Below are 25131 nucleotides of genomic sequence, written 5' to 3'. Positions count from 1 at the left end.
GAGGACTACGGATGGGCGTGCTGAATCGGGTGGATTCGCCGGCTGACGTACGTGCGTGCTCGCCGGAGGAACTGGCTGAACTCGCTGACGAGATCCGGGAATTCCTGATTCAAAAGGTCGCGGCGACCGGTGGGCACCTCGGCCCCAACCTCGGCGTCGTCGAACTGACCTTGGCCCTGCACCGAGTCTTCGATTCGCCGACCGACGCCATCCTGTTCGACACCGGCCACCAGTGCTACGTCCACAAGATCGTCACCGGCCGCAAGGACGGCTTCGACACCCTCCGTCAGCAAGGTGGCCTCAGCGGCTACCAGGACCGCACTGAGAGCCCGCACGACTGGATCGAGTCGTCGCACGCATCGGCCGCCCTTTCGAACGCTGACGGTCTCAGCAAGGCTTTCGAACTTCGCGGTGAGGATCGCAGCGTGGTCGCCGTCGTCGGCGACGGCGCACTGACCGGCGGCATGTGCTGGGAAGCGCTCAACAACATTGCCGAAGGGGACCGCTCGGTGGTTGTTGTCGTCAACGACAACGGGCGGTCGTATGCGCCGACCATCGGTGGCCTTGCCCGCAACCTGTCGGCGCTCCGTCTGCAACCGGGCTACGAGAAGCTTCTCGAGGGCGGACGCAAGACCCTCCGCGGTATTCCGGTGGTCGGCGACGCCGCCTACGCCGTGCTGCACGGTATGAAGTCGGGCGTCAAGGATCTCGTCTCACCGCAGGCGATGTTCGCCGATCTTGGGATCAAGTACGTCGGGCCGGTCGATGGGCACGACCTCGAAGAAATGGAATCGGCGTTGCGCCGAGCCAAGGACTTCGGCGGGCCGGTCATCGTTCATGCCGTGACGCGCAAGGGCAACGGCTATGCGCCCGCTGAAAACGACGTGGCAGAGCAAATGCACGCCACCGGGAAGATGAACCCATTGACCGGCGAATCGCTGGCCCAGTCGGCAATCGACTGGACCTCGGTGTTTTCCGAGGCACTGGTCGCTGAGGGGCGTAAGCGTCCGGAAGTCGTCGCCATTACCGCCGCCATGCCCGGCCCAACCGGTCTCGCCGCATTCGGTGAGCGGTATCCGGACCGCATGTTTGACGTCGGCATCGCCGAGCAGCACGGTATGGCGTCGGCCGCCGGTCTTGCCCTCGGCGGGATGCATCCGGTGCTGGCGATCTATTCGACTTTCCTCAACCGCGCTTTCGACCAACTCCTGATGGACGTCGCGCTGTTGAAGATGCCCGTCACGCTGGTCCTCGATAGGTCCGGAATCACCGGACCCGACGGCCCCAGTCACCACGGCATGTGGGACCTGTCGCTGATGGCGTTGGTTCCCGGCATGCGTGTCGCCGCGCCCCGCGATGCGGCCACGATCCGCGAGGAACTTTCCGAAGCGCTCGACTTCGGTGCCGGCCCCACCGCCGTCCGTTTCGGTAAAGGTAGTGTGCCGGAACAGATTCCGGCCGTCCGACGGCTGAACGACGGGGTCGATGTGCTCGTCGAAGCCGCTGATCCCGGTGGTGTACTGATTATTGCGGTCGGGTCGTTTGCGCAACTCGGCATCGACACCGCCGCACTGCTGAATGCCCGTGGCGTCGCGGCCACGGTCGTCGATCCGCGCTGGGTACTACCCGTTCCGGAATCGGTCATCGAACTGGCGCGCACCCACACCTCGGTCGTCACCATCGAAGACAATGGCATCCAGGGCGGTGTCGGCAGTGCCGTGGAACTAGCCCTTGAACGCGCGGGCATCGACGTCCCGGTACACCGTCGCGGTGTGCCGCAGAAGTTCATCCTCCACGCCACCCGCGAGGCAATCCTCGCCGAGTGCGGCCTGACTGCGGAGACGATCGCCGACGGCCTCGTCGAAGACACCGCTCAAGTCAAGTACGCGGACCTCGAAGAAGAAGTCGACCTGAGCCTGCCTGGGCGCGCGAGCGAATACTCGCCCGCGAATTAATTGCGTTAGGCGTCACCAACTCGCACTGGGTGTCGTTCAATAACGACACCCAAAGCGATCGAACGACACCTGACGCGACAGTTCTGTCGATCAGGTGCGCACGCGGTAATCGCCGCGGGCACAACCGGTGAGGAAGAATCCGCTGCCGTGGGCGGTCAACTGCACGTCGGAGACCCCCGTGGTCGTCACCTGGGGACGGGCGGTGCCCGGAATCCACACGCGTAGTTCGCAGGTGCCCGCACCGGCGGTGCCCGTCAGTTCCATCTGTCCACGCTCGGACTTGAGCGAATCCAACTGTCCCGGGGCGGCAAGTGGGTAGGCGCGCGTCAGGATCGTCAGCAGATCCGACTTCGGCGGTGCCGCGGCGTCACCGCCGGACTTGCAGTCCTGCTGCATCAGTCCGTCACCGACATCTTGGATACCGTTCTGTGGATCGCCGCAGGCCTGCTTCCACACCCAGTACGCTCCGCCCTGCCTGCGGGCATCCTGTTCGGCCGCGAACCGTTCCAAGTACTCGGTGGAATCGTCGCCCCAGTAGCCGAACTCGCCGCTCCACACCGGAACGTCGTATTCCTTCGCGACCCGTTCGGCGAGGGTGAATCCGCGCTCGATGCTGACGAACGGCGGCAACCCCAGGGAAGCGTCCATGGTGATGGACTGCGCATAAAGGTGAGGGGAGAAGACAATGTTGGCGTCGTCGGTGAAGTCGCTTGCGGGACCCCCATCGAAGGCGAGGCCCGACCATAGAATGCTGGGCTCGAAGAACACGATCTGCTTGGCACCGGCTGCCCGAATCTCGTTGATGGCGCGATCATAAAACCGGCCGAGGAGCAACGATGTCGTCAGCGGAGCAGATTCGCCAAAGCCAGGTTCGTTGAACAGGTCGAAACCGGCCACCGCAGGCTGATCGGCAAACGCGCCCGCAAGTTCGCCCCAGGTGCGGGCAAGGGCGGTGCTGATGCCTTCGGAATCGTAATAGAAGTGGTTGAACGCGCGATCGCCCGCTGGCGACATGTCGCGGCCCGTGAACTCGCAGCGAGGGGCACCGTCGGTGCGAGTCGCCCAGTCGGGTGCGCCGTCGTAGCCCCACATCGGGGCCGTGCCCGGTCGACAGGATGTCTCATCGGTCGACGGACCGTTCCACCAGCCGTCCTGGGGCATATCCAGGACGGTGTACATGCCCTGCTTGGCCGCCTGGTCGACGGCCGTGCGAATCCTGGAGAGGTAGGCCGGGTCCAGTTTGCCGCGGACCGGTTCGAGCGCCGACCACGACAGATTGAGCCGGACCACGTTGAATCCCAAGTCGGACATGCCGACGAAGTCCGTTTCGGTGAGCGGGCGGGTGGCCGGAACCTCGGGGCGGGCCGCGTAGAAGTCAACGAGCTGGTTCACGTTGACGCCGCGAAGCAGCACCTCGCGGTCCGCCGCATCGGCGATCACGTCGCCGCGGACGTGCAAGGGCAAGAGATCGCCGCCTTCGGTCGTGAGTGGTACCGCGACGGACCGGTTCACCGGGCTGAACAGCGCCGTCGGAACGACGACCGCGACGACGGCCAGCACAATGGTCACGGCGATCGCCGACCGCTGGCGGGCAACTGCCGGAAGCAGGGTGCCGAGTCCGACAATCCAGCCGAGGCATAAGCCATAGGAGACGGCGTCGGCGATCCGGATATAGCCCGACATCACGGGCCACAGATCACCGGAGAATCCGTCGCCGGTGAACAAGCCAATGGCGGTCGAGACCACTCCGAGGATCGCGCCACCGACAATCGCCGCATACCAGCCGAGCATGAATCGGGAGGGGCGCGAGAGCTCGGAGGTCATGCCACGTCGACGGAAAAGCCAGGCGGCGAAGGCGGTCCCGGCGGCCAGGACGATCACGCCAAAAACCACACTCCACGGGCCGCGCACCGGATTCGGGGCAGGCATCGCGTCGTTATACGCGGCACCGGTCCACCACAGACCTGCGACAACCGGAGCGATCGCGGCGAACGCCAGGATTCCGACCCACTCGATCTCCGGGATGTCCGATGCCGTGTCGTCGCTCGATCCGCGTCGGCAGCAGATAGCAACGACGGTCGCGACAATCAACGCGGCAACGCCAGCTTTCGCCACGCTGAAGGCGGTCGACCAGGCCACCGTCGCCAATGCGCCCGACCCGACAAAGGCAACCGAAGCCAGCGCGGTCGCGAACTTGCCGACCAACAGCGAGACAAATGTTCCGGCGAACACCGGGGCAAAGCGCCGATGAGCACCGTCAAAGAGGCGAACCGTCCACCAGGTGCCTGCGAGACCGATCGGCACCAGCAGCAAATACGGTGCGAGTTCCCAGAATCCGTCGATGGACCGGATCGACGCCTCAACCAACCACGGTGAGCAGCCCAACGGGATCAGCGATCGCGCCAATCAATAGCACGACCGCCAGCGTCAGCGTGGCGACCGTCGAATGGCGCCGCAGTACCGAAGGGTTCGCTGTCGCAGGGTGCACAATCTCGGGGTTCACCCATGTGACGATAGGGCGGTGGCATGGTATTTCTGAGTCGGCACGCACAGTCGGCGCGATTGCGCCCCCGCCGAGAGACGATCAGCCAGGACCGGCTGAGGCGGGAAGCAAAACTGTGCCGTGTGCGATTAGGGCAGAACGTCGGTGATTCGGGGTGCCACCAAGTTGCGCTGCCACGGTCGAGCACCATTGGCTTCGAGCCAGTCGTCAACCGTTTGGCCGGCAGCAAGACCTTCCCAGCACAGATTTCGGAGCACATCCGGGGCGACGAGATTCTCCTGCGGGATGCCGATCTCGTCGGCGAAATCCTTGACGGTGGGGCGGATCACCGCGGCGCGCGCCGCCGCTTCCGGATCCCGCTGTTCCCAGCGGTTGTATGCGGGTGGCCCGGTGTGCGGAGCCTTCTTTGACGGCAATTCGCTATCGCTGAGATTGAGCGCCGCCGTAATGGCACGCATCCAACGATCTGCCTGACGGCGCTGACGCGGACCGCCGAACACCGGCAACTTGATAAGCGCAGCAGCGTTCTCGGGGGCAGCCTTCGCGGCGGTAATGATCGCCGAATCAGGCAGGATGCGGCCGGGCGCAATATCGCGGCGTTCAGCCGTCGCTTCGCGGGCCGACCAGAGTTCGCGAACGATCGCGAGTTGTCGCGCCGTGCGGAGGTCGTGGATGCCAGACGTGCGTCGCCACCGGTCAGTTCGCGGCGAGGACGGCGGTCGTGCCTGAACATACGCGAATTCCTGCTCGGCCCATTCGATGCGGCCAGATTCGGTGAGGGTGTGCATCATCGCGTCGCGCAGTTCTACGAGGACTTCGACGTCGAGGGCCGCATAGTTCAGCCAGTCAGCGGGGAGGGGCCGACGCGACCAGTCGGCGGCACCGTGGCCCTTGACCAATCCGAGGTGTAAGAATTCGGCGACCATTGCCGCCAAATTGACTTTGGGATAGTTCAGGAGGCGTCCGGCGAGTTCCGTATCGAACAGCGTCTCGGCCCGGAAGCCGAGTTCGCGGAGGCAGGGTAGATCTTGGTCGGCCGCGTGCAGGATCCACTCCGGGCCGTCTAGTACGTCGATGACCGGTGCCAGGGCGTCGGGATGCTCGATGGGGTCGATTAGGAAGCTGCCGGAGCCGGTGCGCTTGATCTGTACGAGATAGGCGCGCTGTGAATACCGGTAACCGCTGGCACGCTCGGTGTCGAGGGCGATCGGGCCGGTGCCCGACTCCAGGAGGCGAGCTGCTTCGGCAAACTCGGCCGGCGAGGACAGAACCGCCGGAACGCCGTCTGCCGGTGCGGTCAGGGGACTGATGACAGCCTCTGGAGCCGAAGTGGGTGCAGGTGCCGCTGAATCTGCTTCGGCGGGAGTGCTCCGGTCATGGTCGGACGAAGTCACGAGAACTGGACCGACCCCAAAGCCGTGACGCCAGCGGGAGGTAGACCCGCAGCCGAAGCGACGACCTCGCAGAATGCTTCCAAGTGCGGAGCGAGGTTATTGCCTGTCGCCGTCCACGATGCGCGCAGTTCAAGTTGGTGGGCTTGCGGCGGTCCGGCGATGTCCCCGTAGCGTACCGATGTCGTTGCGGTGACCGTTCCACCCAGAGCGCGAACCGCAGGCTCGTCTTTCCCTAGCGGCGGGGTGGACTCGGTGGTGCTGTCCGGGACGCGCAATGCCTCCGACAGCCAAGTCCACGCGACCTGCGGGAGCAGTGGATCGGCGGCAAGTGCGGCCTCCACCTCCGCCTGAATGAACGCCACGAGACGGAATGTGCCGTTCCAGGCCTCTTGTCCTGCGGGGTCGTAAAGCAAGACCAAGCGACCGAATGCGCTGCCAGAAGAGTCCGTGGGAACCTTGCTGGCGTCGCCGTCATCCGGCGGGCTCACCTCAACGCCGAGGGCGTAGCTGTACGGTGCCAGCCGCTGCGGCGGTCGGATCGAACCGATCTCGATCTCGCGGCGCACAGTGGCGTCGTGTAGCGAGGCCACCGCGTCGCGGAATTCGGCCGGCTCGCTCGGAGCTCCAGATGTGGTCACGGCGCCAGATTAAGCCTCACCGATGACGAGACGTCGGAGGCGCGCCGCAGTGCCGATCGGGCCGTTCGAGTGGCCCACCAAGTGAGGGACCTCACGCCGAGATGGCTTAAGCCTTGCCGAAGGTGGCACAGTTGTGGCCATGACTTCGATTCGAGGCCGTCGCTCGCCGACCCGGATGCCATTAATTGCCGCCGCTACCGGAGGGACGCCCGCGCGTCGTCCCGTATGGTTTATGCGCCAAGCTGGGCGTTCGCTGCCCGAATACCGCGACCTGCGCGTCGGCCGAGGCATGCTTGAGGCGTGCTTCGACGCCGACCTCGTCGCCGAAATTACGATGCAGCCCGTCCGCAGGCACGACACCGATGCGGCAATTCTGTTCTCGGACATTGTGGTGCCGCTCCGTGCTGCCGGGATCGACCTCGACATCGTGGCGGGTACCGGTCCGGTTATCGCCACGCCGATCCGCACCGCTGCCGATGTGGCGGCGATCCCTCGCCTTGATCCGAGTTCGGTGGGCGCCATCACCGGAGCGATTGGCACCATTCTCGGTGAACTGTCTGACGAGAAATCGCTCATCGGCTTCGCGGGAGCCCCGTTTACCTTGGCGTCCTATCTCATCGAGGGCGGCCCGAGTCGCACCTACGAACACACCAAGGCGATGATGTTCGCCGAACCCGAACTGTGGCATCAGTTGATGGGGGCGCTCACCGACATCACGATCGGGTTCCTCCGCGTCCAGTTGGATGCGGGCGTCGACGCCGTTCAACTCTTCGATTCGTGGGCCGGGGCCCTGTCAAAGGCCACCTATGAGGAGTACGTCGCGCCGCACTCCACCCGGGTGATGGCGGAGATCGCCGACTACGGTGTGCCTCGCATTCACTTCGGCGTGAATACCGGAGAACTACTCGATTCGATGACCCAGGTTGGTGCCGACGTGATCGGCGTCGACTGGCGAATCCCGCTCGACGAGGCCGCGGCCCGCGTCGGCCATCGCGTCGCCGTCCAGGGAAATCTGGATCCGACGGTGCTGCTGGCGGGGGACGACACGGTGCTGGAACGGGAGATAGCTCGCGTGGTTGCCGCAGGACAGCGTGCCGTTGAAGCGGGCGCGCCCGGCCACATCTTCAACTTGGGTCACGGCGTGCTGCCCAATACGGAGGCCGAGGTCATCACGCGCGCCGTTGAGATCATTCACTCGCTGTGAGTTGACCCGGTGATTCGACAGGGACGGACCCAGCCGCGCATTGCCATCATCGGCGGTGGTGTGTCCGGGCTGACGTCCGCCTTTCGGCTTAGGCAGCGCTTCGGTGACGACATGCACCTCGACCTCTTCGACGCTGCCGACCGCCCGGGCGGACTTCTGCGTACGAAGCCAGTCGGTGGCGTCGCGATGGATGTGGGTGCCGAAGCATTCATTGTGCGTCGACCCGAGGCACTCAACCTGGTGACCGAACTCGGTCTCGCCGACCACATCGTGGCGCCGGGACCGATGCGACCAGCGATCTGGACGGGCGGCGCGCAGGATGGACGACTGCACCCGCTGCCCACGCCGGCACTCATGGGCATTCCCGTCGGACCGGAGCCGATGACCGGCCTGGCCGTCGAAGCCGATCTGGAACGCATGGCAACCGAACCCCTTCGACCGTTCGAATGGACCGTCGGCGACGATCCGGCTGTCGGGCACCTCGTTGGCGAACGATTCGGTCGCTCCGTAGTCGAGCGAGGGGTAAACCCCATGCTCGGGGGTGTCTACTCGGCTGTCGCGGACCAACTGGGGTTGCGCGAGGCGATCCCTGCCCTAGCCAAAGCGCTGGATGAGGGAGCGCCGTCGCTGACCGCGGCTGTCGAAGCGGTGCTCGCTGCCGGCCGCGGTAGTGCCGGTCCAGTTTTCGGTGCGCTGCGCGGTGGATACCGCGAACTCGTCACGGCATTGACCGAGGCCGTTGGGAATCCAATCCAGCAGGGCATCTCAATTGCCGGTATTCACGCGACACCGACGGGCTACGTCCTGTCCGGTGCACCAACCGACATCGAGTACGACGGCGTTGTCGTCGCTGTGCCGATCTGGACCGCGGCCCGCCTGCTGCGCGAGATTTCGCCCCAGGTGGCCGGAGCCTTTGGCGAGGTCGAGGCCGCGGGGTCTGCGGTCGTAGCGGTCGCCGTACCCGCAGAGACCGCCTTGCCTGAGCATTCGGGCGTGCTGGTGGCCACCGATTCACCGCTGCGTATCAAAGCCATCACGTTTAGCAGCCAGAAGTGGCCGCACCTGCGCAGCGGGCCAGTTCGGACCCTCCGCATGTCATTCGGGCGACTTGGTGCCCCAGTCACCGACACCGACGACCAACTGGTAGCGGCCGCGATCGCCGACCTGGCAACAGTGTGTGCCGCCGCCAGCGTCCCGGCCCCAACAATCATCGACGCGGTGGTGCAGCGGTGGCCGGAAGGTCTGCCGCACTACGGTCCCGGACATCTCAAGATGATTTCGTCGACAATGCCGCAATTGCCCTCGGGGATTGCCGTCGCTGGATCCGGTTATGCCGGAGTCGGGGTTCCCGCGTGCATCGGAACGGCCACCTCCGCAGTGGGGAAACTCACTGCAGACCTGCAGACCTGAGGGTTCCCTTCCTTCGGCGCAGTGGCACGATGGGGGTATGAGTCGTCTTGATTATGCTGAATTGAACTCCACCATCCGCTACCTGATGTTCTCAGTCTTCAAGGTCCGGGCAGGCGAACTGCCCGACGACCGGGAAGCGGTGGCCGCCGAACTCGACCGCTTCCTCGACGAGGTCACTGAGAAGGGCGTCGTCGTCCGCGGCATTTACAACATTGCCGGCATGCGCGGCGACTGCGACTTCATGATCTGGTGGCACGCAGAAACGATCGAGCAGCTGCAAGACGCCTACGCCACGTTCCGCCGCTCAACGGTCCTCGGCCGAGCCAGCGACCCGTTCTGGAGTGCTTCGGCACTGCACCGGCCTGCAGAGTTCAACAAGAGCCACATTCCGGCGTTCATGGCAGGCGAACCGGCGGGGGACTACATCTGCGTGTACCCGTTTGTCCGGTCGTATGACTGGTACCTCCTGCCCGACGAAGAGCGTCGCAAGATGCTCGCCGATCATGGCAAGGAAGCCCGCGACTACAAGGACGTGCGCGCCAACACGGTGCCCGCTTTCGCGCTCGGCGATTACGAGTGGATTCTGGCGTTTGAGGGTCCAGAACTCGACCGGATCGTCGACCTCATGCGTGACCTGCGCGCCACCGAAGCTCGACGCCACGTCCGTGTCGAAATTCCGTTCTTCACGGGGCCGCGCATCGAACCGCTGACGCTGGCGAACTCACTTCCCTGAAGGACTAACTCACTTGCCTGACTCAAAGGTCAAGCTGATCGAGTTGATGCAGTAGCGCTGGTCGGTGGGGGTGTCGTAACCCTCACCGGCGAAGACGTGGCCGAGGTGGCTGTTGCAGTTCGCGCACAGCACCTCGGTCCGACTCATCCCCATCGAGTTGTCGACGCGCTCAATCACCGCGTCGCCAGCGAGCGGTGAGAAGAACGATGGCCAACCGCAATGGGATGGGAACTTTGTGGTGCTCGTAAACAATTCCGCACCGCACGCACGGCAGCGGTAGGTGCCCTCGTCAGTGGTGTCGGTGTACTCGCCGACAAAGGGGCGTTCAGTACCGGCTTGCCGCAGCACCGCGAACTCCTGCGGAGTTAACCGCTCACGCCACTGCTCATCGGTGAGTTTGCTGAAATCGGTCTGCTCGGTCATGAAACCAGCCTAGCGCGCATAGACGACGAGGCTTGCTCAGCTAATGGCGACGGCAACCTTGGGTTGGGCGTCGGCCTTCCGCAGATCCAAGAAGCGGAACAGTAGGACGCAGAACACCGAGATCATCAACAACGACCATCCCAGCGGGACTTTGTTGTATTCGAGGTAGCGACCGAAGGGTTCCCATTTGTTCGAGACGAAAACGTCGAACGTCATGCAGCCGTAGACACCGAGCCACGCTGGCCAGTTCCGCATCGTCGAACCGGGCAGGAACACGGTCATCAGCAGCGGGAACAGCAGCATCGAGTAGTAGCCCTGGCCCAAGGAACCGACCAGGAATGTGGTGCACAGCAGGACGCCCGACGATGTTGCCCACCAGAGCAGTTCGTCGGTCTTGCGGTAGTGCTTGTACAGGAACCACAGGGAGAATGCGGCCATCGCGATGAAGGCGATACGCAAAACCCACGCGAGCCAACTATCGATACCGAAATAGGCGGCGTTCCCGGTAATGGAACTGTTGTAGTAGTCGCGAGTCTCGCCCAGGTAGGGGACCGTGCGCCTGATGAAGTCCATCGGGTCGGCGGAGATCGGCCACGCCAACGCGTTCAGCACCACCGGGATACCAATCGCGGTGATCAGTGCCTTCCACTGTCGGTTGAGCAGCACCAGGAGCAACAACGGCGCCAGGACAGGCTTCACCGCGAGGGTGAGTCCGATCGCCACACCCGCCCACAGGTCGTGGCGGCCAATCATCAGCATCAAGAATGCGATAAGGCCGAGGAGGACGAACCCGTTGAAGTTCGTGAAGATCAGGGTGTGCGCGACCGTCTCGGTGCTGAAGAAAAAGAACAGCACCGCCGGGAACACCCACGAGTTGGACTCGAAGCCAAACAGGCGAGTGAGCAGGTATGCGCACAAGACCAGGACGGCGACGCTCACGCCGATGAAAATCCAGCGAGACGTCTGCGGATCCAAGACCGCGAGGGGCGCCATCAGGAGGGTCCCCGATGGTGGATACAGATAATGCGGGTCTACCGTCCCGTAGTTTTCGTTGTAAACCGGCAGGCGGTTCAGGAAGTTGAACGCGGCGTTGTACACCGGGGCGAAGTCATCCGTGCGGTGACCGTTGACGCCCAAAATCAGCGACCGATGAATGATCATCATCACCGTGATGGGCCACAGAATCATCGGGATGATGCGCTGGGGCGCCACACGCGGGTACAGGGTGCGGTCAAGAACATTCACCCGCGCACCGTACTACATCGGTTGCCTACGTCGGACAGGCGCGTTGCATCGGCGCGGCAAGCGGGCTGGTGCCGAGGTATTCGTCGATCAGGGCGACGGCGCATCCGGACCCCGCTGTCACCGAGTAGCCAAGACCGTCCCAGGTGACAGTCGTCTGGTTGGTTCCAGTGGCCAAGAACAGCGGTGCCAGGTTATGGGCGGCATCAGCACCGTTGATCGGGTCATTCTGGCCAATCAGAAGCAGCGGGTTTACCGCGAAACTCGTCGGTTCCGGCGGCGTGTCCGCAACACCCCAACCATCACAGCGGACCAAATCCAGCGCGGTGGTATTCGAGGTCAAGGGACTCTGAGCCGACCAATCTTTGGCGAGTGCGGGAATCTCAGCTGTTCCAGGGTGTCCTCGCAGATCGTTGCAACGGGCCACTACCTGACCGTCGGCCAGTCGGATCGGTCGAGAAGCCTCGGCGAGGGCTTTCAACGCGGCAGTCTCACCGCGGTCGGCGTCGGTCAACGCGGTGCTGAGGCTCTTGAGGCCAGCCTCCGAGGTGTCACCTACGGCGAGAGCCGTCGTGATCGCAGCCAGGACTTCGGTGTCCGCCAACGCGCCGTTGCTCGGTGTCGCACCGGAAGACATCAGTCGCCCCAAAACTGCGGGCCCATTGGCGCCGAGGGAGCATCCGAGCGCCGCGCAACGCTGCAGAAACGCTGCCAGAGTGGCTTGCAGACCCCGTGCCCGGCTGGCCGTGGCGTCTTTGGCGCTCACATTGAATCCGACGGGAGAGTCAAGGATCAACCTGCCGATACTGTCGGGGTGCTTTCCGGCTAAAGCCAACGCCACCGACGATCCGGTGCCGACAGCCAACACCGCCAGGCGGTCCACGTCCCAGCGCTCACGCAACTGTTCCAGGTCTTCCCCTGCGGCCGCTGCCGAGTACGCCAGCTGGTCGGGGCTCAAGGTGTCATTGCACTGGTCGGCGGCGCTGCGGGCGACTTCGGAGAGTTTCTGAGCCCGGGTCGTCATGTCAGCGGTGGGGGATGCGGCGTTGACGTCGTATGCGGCGCGCTGAGTGTTCGTGAGGCAGTCAATGAGTCCCGACGTTCCCATGCCGCGGTGATCAATGGCGACGACCGGATTACGGTCGAGCAGTTTGATGCCGGCCCCACTCGCCAACGACAGCAGCGTTCGGGAACTTGGCATGTCGTCACCGCTCGTCAACACGATCGGCACGGCGTCGGCGGGTGTCTCCTGGGTTCGGGCGCGCACAGCACCGACACGAATCGTCGTGCCGCCCTGGTTGTTGGCATCGACGGGGACGTCGTACCGCGCACAATCGAACTTGATGCCGTCGAACTCGGCGGTCTTCGGCAGGGAGGACGCGTACTTCTCGGTCAGTTGCTTATTGCACGAGCGCCAGTTGAGGTCGCGTTTCGGCGCGCTGAGCCCCGGCTGCTTAGGTACTTCGCTATTGGCGGCGTTGCCCGTGTCGCCACGCACAATGTTCGGGCCGGTATCCGGGCCGACCGCGCAGGACGAGAGCAAGGTGACGGCGCTGAGGATAGCCCCGATAACCACACCGCGGCCTCGCAAGGAAGGGCCTCGAAAGGTACTGGCTCGAAAGGCATTGGGGCGAACACCACGGGGGTGAGCGGTAAAGCGCATGCACGCGAGCCTAGTCGGAACCGGACACCACATGCCCGGCGACTCGCTCCCACAGTTGGTACAGGAAACCGTCATCGTCGCCCATCACGTGGCGGATCCGCATCGCCGCCGGGGGACTGAGTCTGGCGCCGTGGGCGATCCGAGGACCGTCACCGCCAACCAGTGCGGGACTAACCGTGAGGGCAAGCTCGTCTAGGAGGCCGACGGACGTCATCTCGGCAAGGAAACGCGGCCCACCCTCGCATAAAATCCGACGACCGCCGTCATTAGCGATGCGGTCGATCAGCAGATGCAGATCGACTGTCTTCTCGCCGCAATACAGGAGGGTTGCCTGACCATCTTCGATGAGGGCTCGCCGAGCGTTGGCGGGGGAGTCGGTGCAGGTAGCGACCCGAACAAGCGGACTGGCGAGGGTCGGGTAATCAGCCGGGATCCGTAGCGATCGAGAAACAAGGATCAACTGTGGAACCGGCGAAAGTCCCAACGAGAGACGAAGGTCGGCAAAGCGAGGATCGACAGTCGGCGGACGGTAACCCTCGTCGATCGCAGTCTGGGCACCGACCACGATGACGTCGGCGAGTGCGCGTTGCAGGTGGAAGATGGCATTGTCATTGGCCGACCCAAGCGGCCCCGACTTGCCGTCTGCCGCCGACGAACCGTCGAGGCTTGTGACCATATTTGCTCGCACGACCGGGCGGTCGGAGTCGGGAAACCTGTACGCCTCAGCAAGATCGCCAGTTGTGACGTCAGTCGCTTTAGTCAGGGTGAACATGGGTCCATCATGGTTGGGATCGTTACCCTTGGCTAATGCTGGCACGACTTAGCGATCGGAATCCGGTCTTGGCTCCCGACCAACTCATCGGGGAAATGGTTCCGCCGCGGATGTTCGACGAGGTGAGCTTCGACTCGTACATCCCCGACCCGAAGGAGCCGAGCCAGGCTGCGGCCGTCCAGGCCGGGCGCGACTTCGTCGCACGCGCATCGAAGGTTCGGTCCGGTGGAAAGAAGAGTTTCTTCCGCAAGTCGGCACCCCCAAACGGCATCGGCCTGTACCTCGACGGTGGATTCGGTGTTGGTAAGACGCACCTGCTCGCGTCGATCTACCACTCGATGCCCGGGCCGAAAGCCTTCGCGACCTTCGGTGAAGTCACCAACGTGGTGGGTGCACTCGGCTACATCGACGCGCTCGAACGCCTCTCGAACCACAGCGTGCTGTGCATCGACGAGTTTGAACTCGACGATCCGGGCGACACGATGGTCGTGTCGCGACTGCTCGCGGAACTGACCGCCCGGGGCGTGTCAATCGTCGCCACGTCGAACACCTTGCCCGGACAGTTGGGCGAGGGCCGCTTCGCCGCGCAGGACTTCTTGCGTGAGATCCAGAAGCTGTCGTCGATCTTCGAGACGGTCCGCGTCGATGGACCCGACTACCGTCACCGTGACCTTCCGCCAGCTCCGGAACCGATGACCGATGCGGAACTCGCGGAGATCGCCGAGAACACCTCCGGTGCCACCATGGACACCTTCGACGACCTCGTCGCGCATCTGGCGAAACTTCACCCATCGAAGTACAAGTCCCTTGTCGACGGCGTCAAGATGGTTTGCATCGAGCAGGTGCACCCCGCTCCCGACCAGGCTGTCGCACTGCGGTTCGTGGCTCTTGCCGACCGCCTGTACGACGCGGAGATCCCCGTCAGCGTCTCCGGGGGCAAGCTCGACGAGCTCTTCACCCCCGAAATGGTGGCTGGTGGCTACCGCAAGAAATACCTTCGCGCCACCTCGCGCCTACTGGCGCTCTCGCGTTTCGCCGAGGCGAACGACTAAGTTAGCGACATGTCCGAAGCTCCGAATCCACAGGGCCGATTGATCCTGCTGTCGTTGGGTGCCGGTGCACTGCTCGAGTATCTGCCTCCCGTCACAGACGGTAAGCAGGTGTCGATCGGCTATCTCGACGAGGCACAACGGCATCTCCTCGATGCGCCATTCACCGGCCCAGAACGGGACCGGCTGGTTCGTTTCGGATACAACGTCATCAACGTTGACATCCGGCGAGGCGGATTCGCGGAGATTCTGGCCGACGTGGACGCGGTTTACGTTTCCGGCGGCGACACCTTCGCGCTCATGTCAGGCCTCACCCGCAGCGGCGCCGATTCGGTCATCACCGACCTCGTCCGATCGGGCACACCCTACATCGGGCTCAGTGCCGGCGCGATGATTGCCGGACCGGACATTGAACCCGCCGCACTAATGGACGACCCAGGCCTCGGCCTCGACCTTGCGGATTTCCGCGGCCTCGGCCTCACGAACACCGTCGTGATTCCCCACGCCGACGGCCAATTGCCGCCATACCCGCCAGAACTCATCGAACGAACCCTCACTGAATACGGCGAGCGCGCGACACTCCTGCCACTCAACGACGACCAAGCATTCATCGTCGACGACGACGGAGCGCGAATCGTACCGTCGGTAGAACCTGCGGGCTAGGTCAGCCGACCGTTCGACCCAGCACGAAGTCGTGCTCAATCGCGCCATTCATATTGAACGACTTGGTGCCGATCTGCGTGAACCCCATTTTCGCGTAGTACCGCTTGGCGCGTTCGTTTCCCGAATGCACACCGAGCCAAACAAACGTCGAACCGCGATCTGCGGCAGCCGCAAGCGCCGCCTCCATCAGTAGGTGAGCCGGTCGGTGCTCGCTGTTGGTCGCGTGATGCTCCGGAAGCACATACATCTTCGAAACTTCCGTAACCCTCTGAGCCGCAAGAGCTTCCGCACCGCCGGGAGCATTCATGACAGCGCCGTGCACATCAGAATTATCCGGCACAGCGTGGACCAGAAGCGCATAACCAACAATCGGGCCCTCGGGCCCAGAGCGAGCGATCAACACCTGTTGATCCTCGTCGGCGATATAGTCGGCAAAACGCTCCGGCGACAGCACCTGATCGATGTGGGCTGCAATATTCGCCGCCGTCGAATGCGGCGGACAAGCCAGCGGAAACGTCACCGCAGCGACCCTCGCGATCGGTCCCGCCAACGATCGGTCACACGCAGTTTCAATCACAACCCCACCCGGCCCCGGAATGCCAGACTGAGCGGAATCAACACGAATCGTCACATAATGATTCTGCCAGTCACATACCCGGCTGCCCAGCCGGTATCCGCCCCGCTCGCAAACTGCCCACCCGCTCAACTCTGGAGACCCCGTGGACCCCTTGTTCGTAACGCTCCTGCTCAATCGCATCGACACAGAACTCACCGCCGAGCGAGTAATGGCGCAGGTAGAAAAGGACTGGGGTGCCGACCTTGCACTCGAGTACGAGTCCTACGGCGTCGACCTATTACCCGCAGCGGACGAACCGGAACCAGACGCAGAGAACGTCGCGTTAGTCTTTCGGTTCGACGACACATTCATCGCAGCCACCCAGGTGAGCATGAACGGCGAAGTCGAAATCGCCGCAGCAGCCGAAGACAGCCCACTCTGGGACCAATCACTACCCCTACCCGATGCCTCGGGCGACTCACTGGTCATCACCGCAATCTCCTTGAACGAGATCGAAGCCGTCGACGACGAACAACTGCTGGGATCCGAATCAGACCCCATCGAAGAAGCGACCCTCCTGTCCCGCATCACCGCCTCCATCGCAGCATGCACAGATTCGATCAGCGGCATCTTCATGGTGTCGTCAGAACTCCTCGCAACACCCAACTCGTACCGACAAGCTGCCCTCGACGTGACACCCAGCTTGCCGCTCATCCTCTGGGTCGACCTCATGATCAGCACCGACTCCGGAATCTCCGCCGCCGAAACCTACGGAATGGCCAGTCTGGGACTATACGAAGTCGAAATCGCACCCAGCGACCTCCCCGCCGACGACGTCGCGAAAGTCCTCGTCGACACAGCAGTGATGATCTACGACGAAGGACCCATCATCCAAGACGGCGACCTCGTCGAAACCGAAATCGGCAACATGGAAGCCCACATCGGCCTTGGAAAATACGAAGACGAAGAATCCCGGCTCTACCTGACACCAGTTGCACCGCCAGCAAACCGCGCCGAACGGCGGGCAGCGGGGCGAAAGAAGGGGTCGTAGTCCGGGGGTTGGTGTGCCCGGGTTGGGCGGGGCGACTTCTGCTTCGGCAGTCCTCGCTCCTTCGCTAGCGCTTCGTCGCTGCGGAGGGCTCTTCAGAAGTCGCCCCGCCCAACCCTCGTATCGATGTCAACCCTCGTATCGCTGTCCAACCCTCGTATCGATGTCAACCCTCGTATCGATGGACTCGCTGTCCAAGCTGCGTTTGTTGGGTTGTTTCTGTGGGCGTGACTGAACCCCCGACCGGCCGATTTCCGGCTGGTCGGGTGGTTAAGCCCCTAGTAGGTGTTCGAGGTGGGCCTCGAGCCGAGAATCTTCCGGAGCCGGCGGGCCGTGCGGGCCGTTCACGGGGAGCAACTCTGCGTGGTGGGTCGGGTTGACCCGCCACACCGCCGGGCGCCCCGGCTGGCGGGGCCGCCAAGCGACCCGGCCCCGGGCGGGGCCGTCCACAACGAGTTTGGTTTCCCACTCGCCGACGTTCTTGCCCACGCTGCGGTTGTGGCGTCCGCATGCGGCGCCCAAATGGTCCACATCGGTGGGACCACCGTCGGCCCAGTCCGGGAAGTGGTGGGCCTCGGTTCGGGCGAACGGGGCGTTGCACCGGTGGGCGGTGCACCCGCGGTCGCGGGCGAAAAGCATGAGGCGTTGGGGCTTGTTGGCCAACCGCGACCCCCGCCCCAAGTACAGGGGCTGGCCGGTGGAGTTGGCGAAGACCGCCAAATGCGGGGTGGCATTCGCGGCCAGCTCGACGAGCTCCCCGACCGGAACCCGGGTGCCGGTGGCGGTCAGGGCGACTCCGGCCTGTTCGGCCAGCTCCCGGTCGGTCACCGTGATGACTAACTCGCTGGAGAGCGCCCGGCCGGCGCCGGGCCGCAGGGCTTGCTCGGCCTCCAGCAGCGCCAGGAGGGCGTCGTGCTGGCGTTGGCCGAGCGAACGGTCATCGCGTTCGGCCGCCGCGGCGAGGGTGGCCGGGTCGGCGGCCTCAGCGGCCCCGCGTGGGGAGGCTGGGTCGGCGGGGTTGTTCATTCCGGGCTTGGCCCAGGAGTCGAACATGACCTCGAACCGGGCCCGAAGTTCGGGGGTGAGGTAGCCCCGGACTTTGCTCATCAGGCGTTGGTCTTGCCCGCCGAGACCGAACTGGCGGAGGCGTTGGCGGTCCCGCTCGTCGGTGAGCGCCCCGTCAGGGTCTAGGTGGGCCAACAGGCGGTGTCCGGCGGTGCGGACCCCGGACGGGGTGAGGTCGCGGGCGACCTCGGCTAACTGGGCTTCGGCCCCGGCTCGAGTAGCCCGGTCGGCCGCGGCCGGGATTTTCCGCATCACCGCATCAATCTCGACCACATGGTCGGCACTGATAGCGCCGTCGGCGACCGCCTGGGCGGTGGCCGGAAACACCGGCGGCAGAGCCTCACCCTGCAAATTGGCCAGGCGGGCGATGCCTGCGCCGGTGATCCGGCGGCGCTTGGCCTCCCCGTCACCGAGGCGTAGGCCTCCGGCGAGGAAAGCGTGCAGTGAGAGGAACCCGGCCTTGCGGTAGGCACCGCGGTCGGAGATCTCGGCCAGCAGCGCCGAGTTCGCGCCGTCGAAGCGGCGGTTGGCCCGCTCAAGGACCTCCGCGGTTTCCAGGAGTTGCCCCTCGGTGGAAGCGGTGAACACTGCGCCGGCGAGTTGCGTCATCGCCGCGTCGATAACGACCGCGAGTTCGGCCGGATCGGCCAACTCGGCGATTGCCTGGGTTAGGTCCATCGGGTCCACCTCCTCGCGGCGTTAGTGAAGAAGCTGTAGTGAACTAGTTCACTGTGTGTTCGTTTATTTGTGTGAACACTATCGCGAGGGTCTGACAATTCTCGTCGCCGCTGGTTGGGGCTGAAAAGTTGAAGCTACTTGCGCTTAAACCAGCGACGCTTTGGTGGCTCGTGATCTCGGGCGTCGCTGTTGGGCGGCTCGTACTCGGGGAACTCGTCGCCGACAAATTCGAGGGACAGGACGGTCTTGTCGATTTCCACCTGTGATGGGGCGTGGTGGGCGATGATCTCGGCCGTGTCGGTCTCGCCGAGGGTATCGCCGTCGCCGACCACGGGGCCGTTCTCGAGTTGGTAGATCGCGGTGTTGACGATTCGGGCGAACGACTCTTCAGCGGACTCGTTCGATTCCGGGATTTCGACGTCCATCAGACCAAGCATGTCGAGACCTCGGGTGTGTGCAGTCATGATGCCATCCGGGCGGGGGGCCACATTCAGGGCAACCCAGGCCGGCAGGATCGGGTCGGGGAGGGTTTCCAGGGAAAGCTCGCGGAAGAGCTGTGGAAAGACGATGTGGTTGGCGCTGCCGAAGTACACCGCATCGACCGTGTTGGTGATGGCGATCGTCGAAGCGATCACCATCGACATCAGCGAGGCATCAGCGACCGCGTCGCGATACGACTGTGCTGGTTGTCCCGAGCGCATGACCGAAACCAGGGTGTGTGCGCGGTAGTCGTTCGGTGCGGGCGTCTCATTTGGCCAGAGGCGGCTTAGCAGCGCGACTTCGGTGAGATCGTCGCCCACGGTCTCCGGAACGCCCATCAGCGCGATCTGTTGCGAACCATAGGTCAGCGACAGGGGAGTGCTGCTCGTTTTGCTGCCAGCGGCGTCGACCGTCAGCGGTTCGGTCAAGAATTGCGGAAAGTCACGCTTTAGCTGTTCGACGAGACGCTCAGCCGTGAGTTCAGGATCAAGTTGGCTTTGGAAGAGCATCGCGAGACTGGGCACGGAGTCCGGTCCTTTTCGTGAGGTGGCGGGGGAAATTCGACGTTGTCGAACCTCATCCTGCCATGCCGAATCCCGGGCCACGACAGCGAACAAGCCCGTCGGAAATCCGACGGGCTTGTTGCTGGTGCGCAATACAAGGATTGAACTTGTGACCTCTTCCGTGTCAGGGAAGCGCTCTCCCACTGAGCTAATCGCGCGTGTGTGGAAAGTATTAAATTTTCTGCCCTGAACTTTACAGTTCCGGTGGAGGTGGCGACGGGAATCGAACCCGTGTGCACGGCTTTGCAGGCCGTTGCCTCACCACTCGGCCACGCCACCAGGTACAAGCTGACTCGCGTCGAACGTGTGCGAGAAACTCGCTCCGAGCGGATGACGGGATTCGAACCCGCGACCCTCACCTTGGCAAGGTGATGCGCTACCAGCTGCGCCACATCCGCATGCCGGTGAACTCGTCTTGTGGACGTTGTTGCTCACCGGCGACAACAAACACTAGCGTTCTCGGATCGCGATTTGCAAACCGGGGATGTCGGTTCGGTGAAAAATGGGTTCTGACAAGGGGTTTGGCGTGGAGGGCGATGTTGGCCGCGGCTGGCTTCAACAGCGCGGAGCCGAATGCCAGCGTGGGAGGCGCAACGAGTTCGGGCCCCGGCAAATGCCGGGGCCCGAACTCGTGCTGGTGCGCGATACAAGGATTGAACTTGTGACCTCTTCCGTGTCAGGGAAGCGCTCTCCCACTGAGCTAATCGCGCGTGTGTGGAAAGTGTAAAGCTGTTGTCGCCTTGAAGGCTATTTGTGGAGGTGGCGACGGGAATCGAACCCGTGTGCACGGCTTTGCAGGCCGTTGCCTCACCACTCGGCCACGCCACCGGGTGCGAAAACTCTCGCTATGAAAATGATCAAGCGAGAAAACTCGCTCCGAGCGGATGACGGGATTCGAACCCGCGACCCTCACCTTGGCAAGGTGATGCGCTACCAGCTGCGCCACATCCGCATGCTCGTGAGTTGCCTTTTGGGCGCTGCTCACCAGCGATGAGAACATTAGCGGGATGCGGGCGCAGAACACAAATCGCCTGGTCATCGTCTTACATGCGTGTGATTACGTGGGGATTTGGTGAGCTATACGACCAGTGTGTAATCTGACATCTCGTGTGAAGCAGCGGCGTTCGATAGTCCTGCGCACAAAATCGCATACGGTCCCGTGGCTCAGTGGAAGAGCGTCCCGTTCACACCGGGAAGGTCGCTGGTTCGATCCCAGCCGGGACCACAACGAAAGCCCCCTGGAAGCAGGGGGCTTTTTCGTCGCGAAATCTAGCTGGTTCCACGAGGAGGGTCGGCGGCCTATCGTCACGCGTGCGGCGCGTGTGTAGCAATTCCGAGGTCGTCGAAGAGCCTCAACGCCAACTCCAACTCGAGTCGTTGTGGCGAAATTGGACGCTCAAGCAGCTCTTCAATCTGCGCCAGTCGATAGCGCACGGTGTTGTGGTGCAGGCCGAGTCGAGTGCCGGCCTGGCGAGAATTCCCACCCACTTCGAGGAACGCTTGCAGGGTGTCGCGTTGTCGTTGTGCTGCGTCGGTGGTGGCCATCAGCGGCCCCAGGGCGGCGGTGACGAATTCGAGTGCCCGGTGTGGATCGACAACGCAGAGAGCCGTCACGGCGACGTTTTCGATCAAGGCGACGGCACCGGCCGGGTTCAGTTCGGCCACCCGTAACGCTTCGGTGGCTTCCGCGTGGCTGGCCCTGAACCCGTCGAGTCCCCGTCGTACGCGCCCCACTCCGACCCAAACTCCCGGGACCTCGGCGTCGCGGACTGGCCCCGAACCCCAGCACCACAGGGTGGAGTCGTCGAACGGGATCTGGAGAGGCGTCGGGCCGGTGAAGAGTGCCCTGGCGGCGTGGGCAAGGTCGACGGCGACGCCGGTCCGGCGCAGTACCACGGCCTGATGCTTGCCTGCCAAGCGATAGCCAAGGCGAGCTTCAATGGACGTCAGATTAGCCGGGTCGCTGGAGAGTAGGAGTCGCACATCCGCCAACTGGCGGAGAGCGCGCTCACGCGTGATCCGCTCGTCTTCGGCCTTGAACTCGTGCGCCATTTGGGCCAGGACACGATCCATCCAGGTCAGCACGAAGCGGGTCCCGTACGTGGCGGTGGGGACGGCTTTGGCATCTGTGGCGAACCTGTCGGTGACCGCCTTCGACCACCGTTCCATCGTGTCGTAGGCACCAACCCGATAGGCGCGGCTGACGACATCGAGAGCGATTCCGTAAACGACAAGCGTCCGGATGTGTCCGAGCGCCTCGGCCGAAAGTTCAACTGACTCGGGCGGAACGCCGGCAATCAAGGCGTCGAGCACCACGATGGTGTTGGCGCGGCACGAGATCAGCAAGATCTCTTCCAGTCGAGCGGCGTGTAGTTCCGGAACCTGGAGCGAAATTGCTTGGGCATTGCGGCGAGCGACGTTATCTATGTCGTCGCGCAAGTCGTGCGCCACTCTCGAGACCATGTCTCGCACCGCAGTCATAACGCCAGTTTGAGCCATTTGGTCAAAGAAGTCGACAATTTCGACCACCTGGCTGTGTTAACTGTCACTAAAGGTTGGGAACGTGTTGTGCATCACCAAAAACTAGGAGGTCTCCTGATGACAACTACTTCGCCTGACCGCGTGCTGCCAGATCATGTTGATGTGCTGATCGTTGGTGCGGGCATCTCTGGAATCGGGATGGCGCACCACCTGACGCAACAACCCGGTCGAACTTTCGCGATGGTCGACGCGCGGGATTCCATCGGTGGAACATGGGACTTCTTCAAGTATCCCGGACTTCGGTCCGACTCCGACCTTCACACCTTCATGTTCAGCTTCAAGCCATGGACGTCGAAGAACGCCATCGCTGACGCTCCAGAAATCATGATGTACCTCAACGAAACGGTCGACGAACTCGGCCTGCGCAAGCATCTATATCTCGGACAGCGAGTCAACTCTGCTGACTTCAACTCCGACGAGGGTCGCTGGCATGTGGAACTCGAGCACAACGGCACTACTCGAACCGTGACCTGCCAAATCTTCTTCTCGGCTGCGGGGTACTACAGCTACGACGGCGGCTACACCCCGGAGTTTCCAGGGATCGAATCATTCGCTGGGCAGGTAGTTCACCCCCAGGGATGGCCCGAAGACCTCGACTATGTCGGCAAGCGCGTTGTTGTCATCGGCAGCGGTGCCACGGCTGTCACGATCGTGCCCGCGATGGCGGAAAACGCCGGGCACGTGACGATGCTGCAGAGATCGCCGTCGTATGTGCTGTCTCTGCCGCGACAGGATCCGATCGCGAACGGACTCCGCGCGGTCCTTCCGGAGAGGCTGGCGTACCGATTGACGCGGCGGTTCAACACCTTCAAGGGACAGGCCATCTACTATTCCGCGCAAAGGTGGCCGAATGCCGTGCGGAAGTTGATCAGGAAGCTCACGGCAAACGCACTGCCCGAGGGCTATCCCGTCGATACTCACTTCAATCCGACCTACAACCCGTGGGACGAGCGGCTGTGTCTCATCCCGGACGGCGACTTCTTCGGTGCAATTTCGAGCGGTAGAGCATCGATTGTTACGGACCGAATCGCGAGCTTCGACGAGACCGGTATCTTGCTCGAATCGGGTGATCACCTCGACGCCGATATCGTCGTCACGGCAACCGGCCTGAACACGCAGGCTTTCGGGGGCATCGAGTACAGCATCGACGGTGAGCCGATCGACATCTCGCAGACGGTCGCCTACAAGTCGATGATGTTGAGCGGCGTGCCAAACTTCGCGTTCACCATCGGCTACACAAACCTCACCTGGACGCTGAAGGTGGACCCGGTCGGTGAGCACCTCTGCCGGCTGCTTGACCATATGGATCGCACTGGAAATACCGTGATGACGCCGATGATCGATCCAGAAGCCGAAGTTGAATCGCTCTTCGACATGCAGTCCGGTTATCTGCAGCGTGCGGCGGCCACCTTCCCGCGTCGGGGCCGCGAAGGATCGTGGACGATGGATCAAGACTTCTCCGTCGATAAGGCCCGCCTGAGTGATGGGCCAATTGAAGATCCGGACTTGCACTTCTCAGCACCCGCGCCGACCGCAGCGCAGACCCGACAGAAGCAGTCGGCCAAGCCGCAGAAGGCAGTGAACCTGACGGTCGCAATCGAGGAAGATGTGGTGTCGGCATGACCAGTCAATTTATCGACGTTGAAGGTCGTCGGGTCCGCGTGAAGCTCGCTGGCGACAGCGGTGCGCCGCCTTTGGTGCTGGTGCATGGGATCAGCAGCAGCTTGGAAGATTGGGCGGCGGTCATCGCCGAGTTCGCCACCGACTATCGGGTCATCGCACTCGATGTTCCAGGTTTCGGATACTCCGATCCGGCTCCCGATTCGATCACCATCAATGCGCTCGCCGATGCGACCGTCGGTGTTTTAGATGCGTTGGGTGAGATGCGTCCAGCTCAATGGATTGGGAACTCGCTCGGCGGTGCGATCGCGTTGGCGGCCTCGGTCCGGCACCCGGATCGGGTGAGTTCTCTGGTCCTTGTTAGTCCGGCGGCATTCGGACGCTCGGTCACTCCGCTGTTGCGGTCATTGACGGTCCCCGTGCTGGGCAAGATTCTGGCGAGTAGGCCGAACCGAAACTCCGTGGCCATGCTGCAGAAGCAAGTCTTCGCCGATCCAGCACTCGCTACCCGATACCGGATCGACCATGCGATGGCGATCGCCAAGGAAACTGATGCGGGTGAGTTTTCGCGGCGCGTGGCTGCAGAAGTCGCTAGCGTGCGCGGGGTGAAGGAAAAGTGGCGGCGCCAGCTGCTCGCGCAGGCGGCCGCGAATCCAGTTCCGACCACGGTGGTCTGGGGTGCCAAGGATCGTATTCTGCCCGCCTCCCACGCCGGGGCAGTGCGGGCGGCACTCCCGCACGCTGACGTCGTGGTGCTGCCGGGAGTCGGCCACATGGCGCAGTTGGAGGTTCCCGAGAGGTTCCTCGCGATCGCACGGCCATTCCTGGCTGCGACTTGCGTGACCGAGGCCCAGTCACGCTCTAAAGAACCGTCGGCCCGCTAGAAAAGGATCACTGTCGCCAATGGCCCGCGCCGCGAGCGGTGCGGGCC

General features: G+C 63.4%; 21 protein-coding genes and 7 tRNA genes. 10 read left to right on the top strand and 18 right to left on the bottom strand.

Annotated elements, in window-relative coordinates; all coding sequences use genetic code 11:
- Positions 1-11: 11 nt before the first annotated feature.
- A complete protein-coding gene (dxs, locus tag AC1L34_RS05835) occupies positions 12-1955 on the top strand; it encodes a 1-deoxy-D-xylulose-5-phosphate synthase (RefSeq protein ID WP_480035182.1) in 1944 nt (647 codons plus the stop codon).
- Between the two features lie 90 nt (positions 1956-2045).
- Here the strand turns inward: dxs and AC1L34_RS05830 are convergent, their stop codons facing one another.
- From AC1L34_RS05830 to AC1L34_RS05815, 4 genes are all read right to left on the bottom strand, one after another.
- Positions 2046-4361 (bottom strand): glycoside hydrolase family 5 protein, encoded by a 2316-nt coding sequence (locus AC1L34_RS05830; protein WP_480035181.1) that lies wholly within the window; start codon positions 4359-4361, stop codon positions 2046-2048.
- Positions 4315-4458: a hypothetical protein gene (locus AC1L34_RS05825; protein ID WP_480035180.1), complete on the bottom strand. Its 144-nt coding sequence runs from the start codon at positions 4456-4458 to the stop codon at positions 4315-4317. Before AC1L34_RS05825 ends, AC1L34_RS05830 begins: the two co-directional genes overlap by 47 nt.
- Before the next feature lie 128 nt (positions 4459-4586).
- Positions 4587-5852, bottom strand: coding sequence for an HRDC domain-containing protein (locus tag AC1L34_RS05820; RefSeq protein WP_480035179.1), 1266 nt, complete (start codon positions 5850-5852; stop codon positions 4587-4589).
- On the bottom strand, positions 5849-6490 hold the full coding sequence (locus AC1L34_RS05815) for a DUF3000 domain-containing protein (protein ID WP_424294922.1): 642 nt from the start codon (positions 6488-6490) through the stop codon (positions 5849-5851). Before AC1L34_RS05815 ends, AC1L34_RS05820 begins: the two co-directional genes overlap by 4 nt.
- Before the next feature lie 175 nt (positions 6491-6665).
- Between AC1L34_RS05815 and hemE the strand changes: the two genes are divergently transcribed.
- Genes hemE through hemQ form a run of 3 tightly spaced genes read left to right on the top strand, consistent with a single transcriptional unit; the run spans position 6666 to position 9837 of the window.
- On the top strand, positions 6666-7694 hold the full coding sequence (gene hemE / locus AC1L34_RS05810) for a uroporphyrinogen decarboxylase (protein ID WP_424294931.1): 1029 nt from the start codon (positions 6666-6668) through the stop codon (positions 7692-7694).
- 9 nt (positions 7695-7703) lie between these two features.
- Positions 7704-9104, top strand: coding sequence for a protoporphyrinogen oxidase (gene hemG / locus AC1L34_RS05805; RefSeq protein ID WP_480035178.1), 1401 nt, complete (start codon positions 7704-7706; stop codon positions 9102-9104).
- A gap of 37 nt (positions 9105-9141) precedes the next feature.
- Positions 9142-9837: a hydrogen peroxide-dependent heme synthase gene (hemQ, locus tag AC1L34_RS05800; RefSeq protein WP_424294918.1), complete on the top strand. Its 696-nt coding sequence runs from the start codon at positions 9142-9144 to the stop codon at positions 9835-9837.
- 9 nt (positions 9838-9846) lie between these two features.
- Here the strand turns inward: hemQ and msrB are convergent, their stop codons facing one another.
- The 4 genes from msrB to AC1L34_RS05780 all read right to left on the bottom strand — a co-directional run bounded on the left by msrB (position 9847) and on the right by AC1L34_RS05780 (position 13841).
- On the bottom strand, positions 9847-10260 hold the full coding sequence (msrB, locus tag AC1L34_RS05795; RefSeq protein ID WP_424294916.1) for a peptide-methionine (R)-S-oxide reductase MsrB: 414 nt from the start codon (positions 10258-10260) through the stop codon (positions 9847-9849).
- Positions 10261-10296: 36 nt separating this feature from the next.
- Complete coding sequence (locus AC1L34_RS05790) at positions 10297-11505, bottom strand: glycosyltransferase family 87 protein (RefSeq protein WP_424294914.1); 1209 nt, start codon at positions 11503-11505, stop codon at positions 10297-10299.
- 25 nt (positions 11506-11530) lie between these two features.
- The gene (locus AC1L34_RS05785) at positions 11531-13078 is read right to left on the bottom strand and encodes an alpha/beta hydrolase (protein ID WP_424322706.1); all 1548 of its coding nucleotides are present in this window, start codon (positions 13076-13078) and stop codon (positions 11531-11533) included.
- 97 nt (positions 13079-13175) lie between these two features.
- Positions 13176-13841: a dihydrofolate reductase family protein gene (locus AC1L34_RS05780; protein ID WP_480035177.1), complete on the bottom strand. Its 666-nt coding sequence runs from the start codon at positions 13839-13841 to the stop codon at positions 13176-13178.
- A 131-nt stretch (positions 13842-13972) separates the two neighbouring features.
- Between AC1L34_RS05780 and zapE the strand changes: the two genes are divergently transcribed.
- Together zapE and AC1L34_RS05770 are read left to right on the top strand one after the other, a co-directional pair.
- A complete protein-coding gene (gene zapE, locus AC1L34_RS05775) occupies positions 13973-14989 on the top strand; it encodes a cell division protein ZapE (RefSeq protein ID WP_424294909.1) in 1017 nt (338 codons plus the stop codon).
- A gap of 9 nt (positions 14990-14998) precedes the next feature.
- Positions 14999-15649: a Type 1 glutamine amidotransferase-like domain-containing protein gene (locus AC1L34_RS05770; protein ID WP_424294907.1), complete on the top strand. Its 651-nt coding sequence runs from the start codon at positions 14999-15001 to the stop codon at positions 15647-15649.
- A gap of 1 nt (position 15650) precedes the next feature.
- On the opposite strand, the gene AC1L34_RS05765 is transcribed toward AC1L34_RS05770, so the two are convergent.
- Positions 15651-16169: a GNAT family N-acetyltransferase gene (locus AC1L34_RS05765; RefSeq protein ID WP_424294905.1), complete on the bottom strand. Its 519-nt coding sequence runs from the start codon at positions 16167-16169 to the stop codon at positions 15651-15653.
- Between the two features lie 199 nt (positions 16170-16368).
- Between AC1L34_RS05765 and AC1L34_RS05760 the strand changes: the two genes are divergently transcribed.
- A complete protein-coding gene (locus AC1L34_RS05760) occupies positions 16369-17256 on the top strand; it encodes a DUF4261 domain-containing protein (RefSeq protein WP_480035176.1) in 888 nt (295 codons plus the stop codon).
- Positions 17257-17523: 267 nt separating this feature from the next.
- Here the strand turns inward: AC1L34_RS05760 and AC1L34_RS05755 are convergent, their stop codons facing one another.
- The 8 genes from AC1L34_RS05755 to AC1L34_RS05720 all read right to left on the bottom strand — a co-directional run bounded on the left by AC1L34_RS05755 (position 17524) and on the right by AC1L34_RS05720 (position 20991).
- Positions 17524-18996, bottom strand: a complete 1473-nt coding sequence (locus AC1L34_RS05755) for an HNH endonuclease signature motif containing protein (protein ID WP_480035175.1) — start codon at positions 18994-18996, stop codon at positions 17524-17526.
- A 134-nt stretch (positions 18997-19130) separates the two neighbouring features.
- Complete coding sequence (locus AC1L34_RS05750; protein WP_480035174.1) at positions 19131-20132, bottom strand: DUF4261 domain-containing protein; 1002 nt, start codon at positions 20130-20132, stop codon at positions 19131-19133.
- A tRNA-Val gene (locus AC1L34_RS05745) sits at positions 20123-20197 on the bottom strand. The genes AC1L34_RS05750 and AC1L34_RS05745 overlap by 10 nt, the downstream gene beginning before the upstream one ends.
- 47 nt (positions 20198-20244) lie before the next feature.
- A tRNA-Cys gene (locus tag AC1L34_RS05740) sits at positions 20245-20318 on the bottom strand.
- A 46-nt stretch (positions 20319-20364) separates the two neighbouring features.
- Positions 20365-20437 (bottom strand) — tRNA-Gly (locus AC1L34_RS05735).
- Between the two features lie 237 nt (positions 20438-20674).
- Positions 20675-20749, bottom strand: a tRNA-Val gene (locus tag AC1L34_RS05730).
- 44 nt (positions 20750-20793) lie between these two features.
- Positions 20794-20867: transfer RNA gene (locus tag AC1L34_RS05725), tRNA-Cys, on the bottom strand.
- A gap of 51 nt (positions 20868-20918) precedes the next feature.
- A tRNA-Gly gene (locus AC1L34_RS05720) sits at positions 20919-20991 on the bottom strand.
- Between the two features lie 201 nt (positions 20992-21192).
- On the opposite strand from AC1L34_RS05720, the gene AC1L34_RS05715 reads away from it, so the two are divergent.
- Positions 21193-21264: transfer RNA gene (locus AC1L34_RS05715), tRNA-Val, on the top strand.
- Positions 21265-21344: 80 nt separating this feature from the next.
- Here AC1L34_RS05715 and AC1L34_RS05710 read toward each other — a convergent pair.
- Positions 21345-22520, bottom strand: a complete 1176-nt coding sequence (locus AC1L34_RS05710; RefSeq protein WP_424323662.1) for a PucR family transcriptional regulator — start codon at positions 22518-22520, stop codon at positions 21345-21347.
- Positions 22521-22637: 117 nt separating this feature from the next.
- Here AC1L34_RS05710 and AC1L34_RS05705 point away from each other — a divergent pair, with 117 nt between their 5' ends.
- Both AC1L34_RS05705 and AC1L34_RS05700 read left to right on the top strand, forming a co-directional pair.
- Positions 22638-24203 carry a flavin-containing monooxygenase gene (locus tag AC1L34_RS05705; protein ID WP_424323661.1) on the top strand — a complete coding sequence of 522 codons (1566 nt, stop codon included), beginning with the start codon at positions 22638-22640 and terminating at the stop codon, positions 24201-24203.
- Positions 24200-25084, top strand: coding sequence for an alpha/beta fold hydrolase (locus AC1L34_RS05700; protein WP_424323660.1), 885 nt, complete (start codon positions 24200-24202; stop codon positions 25082-25084). The genes AC1L34_RS05705 and AC1L34_RS05700 overlap by 4 nt, the downstream gene beginning before the upstream one ends.
- Positions 25085-25131: the final 47 nt, after the last annotated feature.

The sequence above is a fragment of the Gordonia sp. 34D genome, from assembly GCF_056682775.1.
Note: the sequence above shows the minus strand (reverse complement) of the source record. Positions and strands in the feature narration are given on the sequence as shown.

Bases quoted from the DNA above. Each gene is read 5' to 3' on its own strand.
- hemQ (WP_424294918.1), top strand. From the start codon at position 9,142: ATGAGTCGTCTTGATTATGCTGAATTGAACTCCACCATCCGCTACCTG.
- dxs (WP_480035182.1), top strand. From the start codon at position 12: ATGGGCGTGCTGAATCGGGTGGATTCGCCGGCTGACGTACGTGCGTGC.
- msrB (WP_424294916.1), bottom strand. From the start codon at position 10,260: ATGACCGAGCAGACCGATTTCAGCAAACTCACCGATGAGCAGTGGCGT.
- zapE (WP_424294909.1), top strand. From the start codon at position 13,973: ATGCTGGCACGACTTAGCGATCGGAATCCGGTCTTGGCTCCCGACCAA.
- AC1L34_RS05770 (WP_424294907.1), top strand. From the start codon at position 14,999: ATGTCCGAAGCTCCGAATCCACAGGGCCGATTGATCCTGCTGTCGTTG.
- AC1L34_RS05755 (WP_480035175.1), bottom strand. From the start codon at position 18,996: ATGGACCTAACCCAGGCAATCGCCGAGTTGGCCGATCCGGCCGAACTC.
- AC1L34_RS05705 (WP_424323661.1), top strand. From the start codon at position 22,638: ATGACAACTACTTCGCCTGACCGCGTGCTGCCAGATCATGTTGATGTG.
- AC1L34_RS05700 (WP_424323660.1), top strand. From the start codon at position 24,200: ATGACCAGTCAATTTATCGACGTTGAAGGTCGTCGGGTCCGCGTGAAG.
- AC1L34_RS05710 (WP_424323662.1), bottom strand. From the start codon at position 22,520: ATGACTGCGGTGCGAGACATGGTCTCGAGAGTGGCGCACGACTTGCGC.
- hemE (WP_424294931.1), top strand. From the start codon at position 6,666: ATGCCATTAATTGCCGCCGCTACCGGAGGGACGCCCGCGCGTCGTCCC.
- AC1L34_RS05780 (WP_480035177.1), bottom strand. From the start codon at position 13,841: ATGGTCACAAGCCTCGACGGTTCGTCGGCGGCAGACGGCAAGTCGGGG.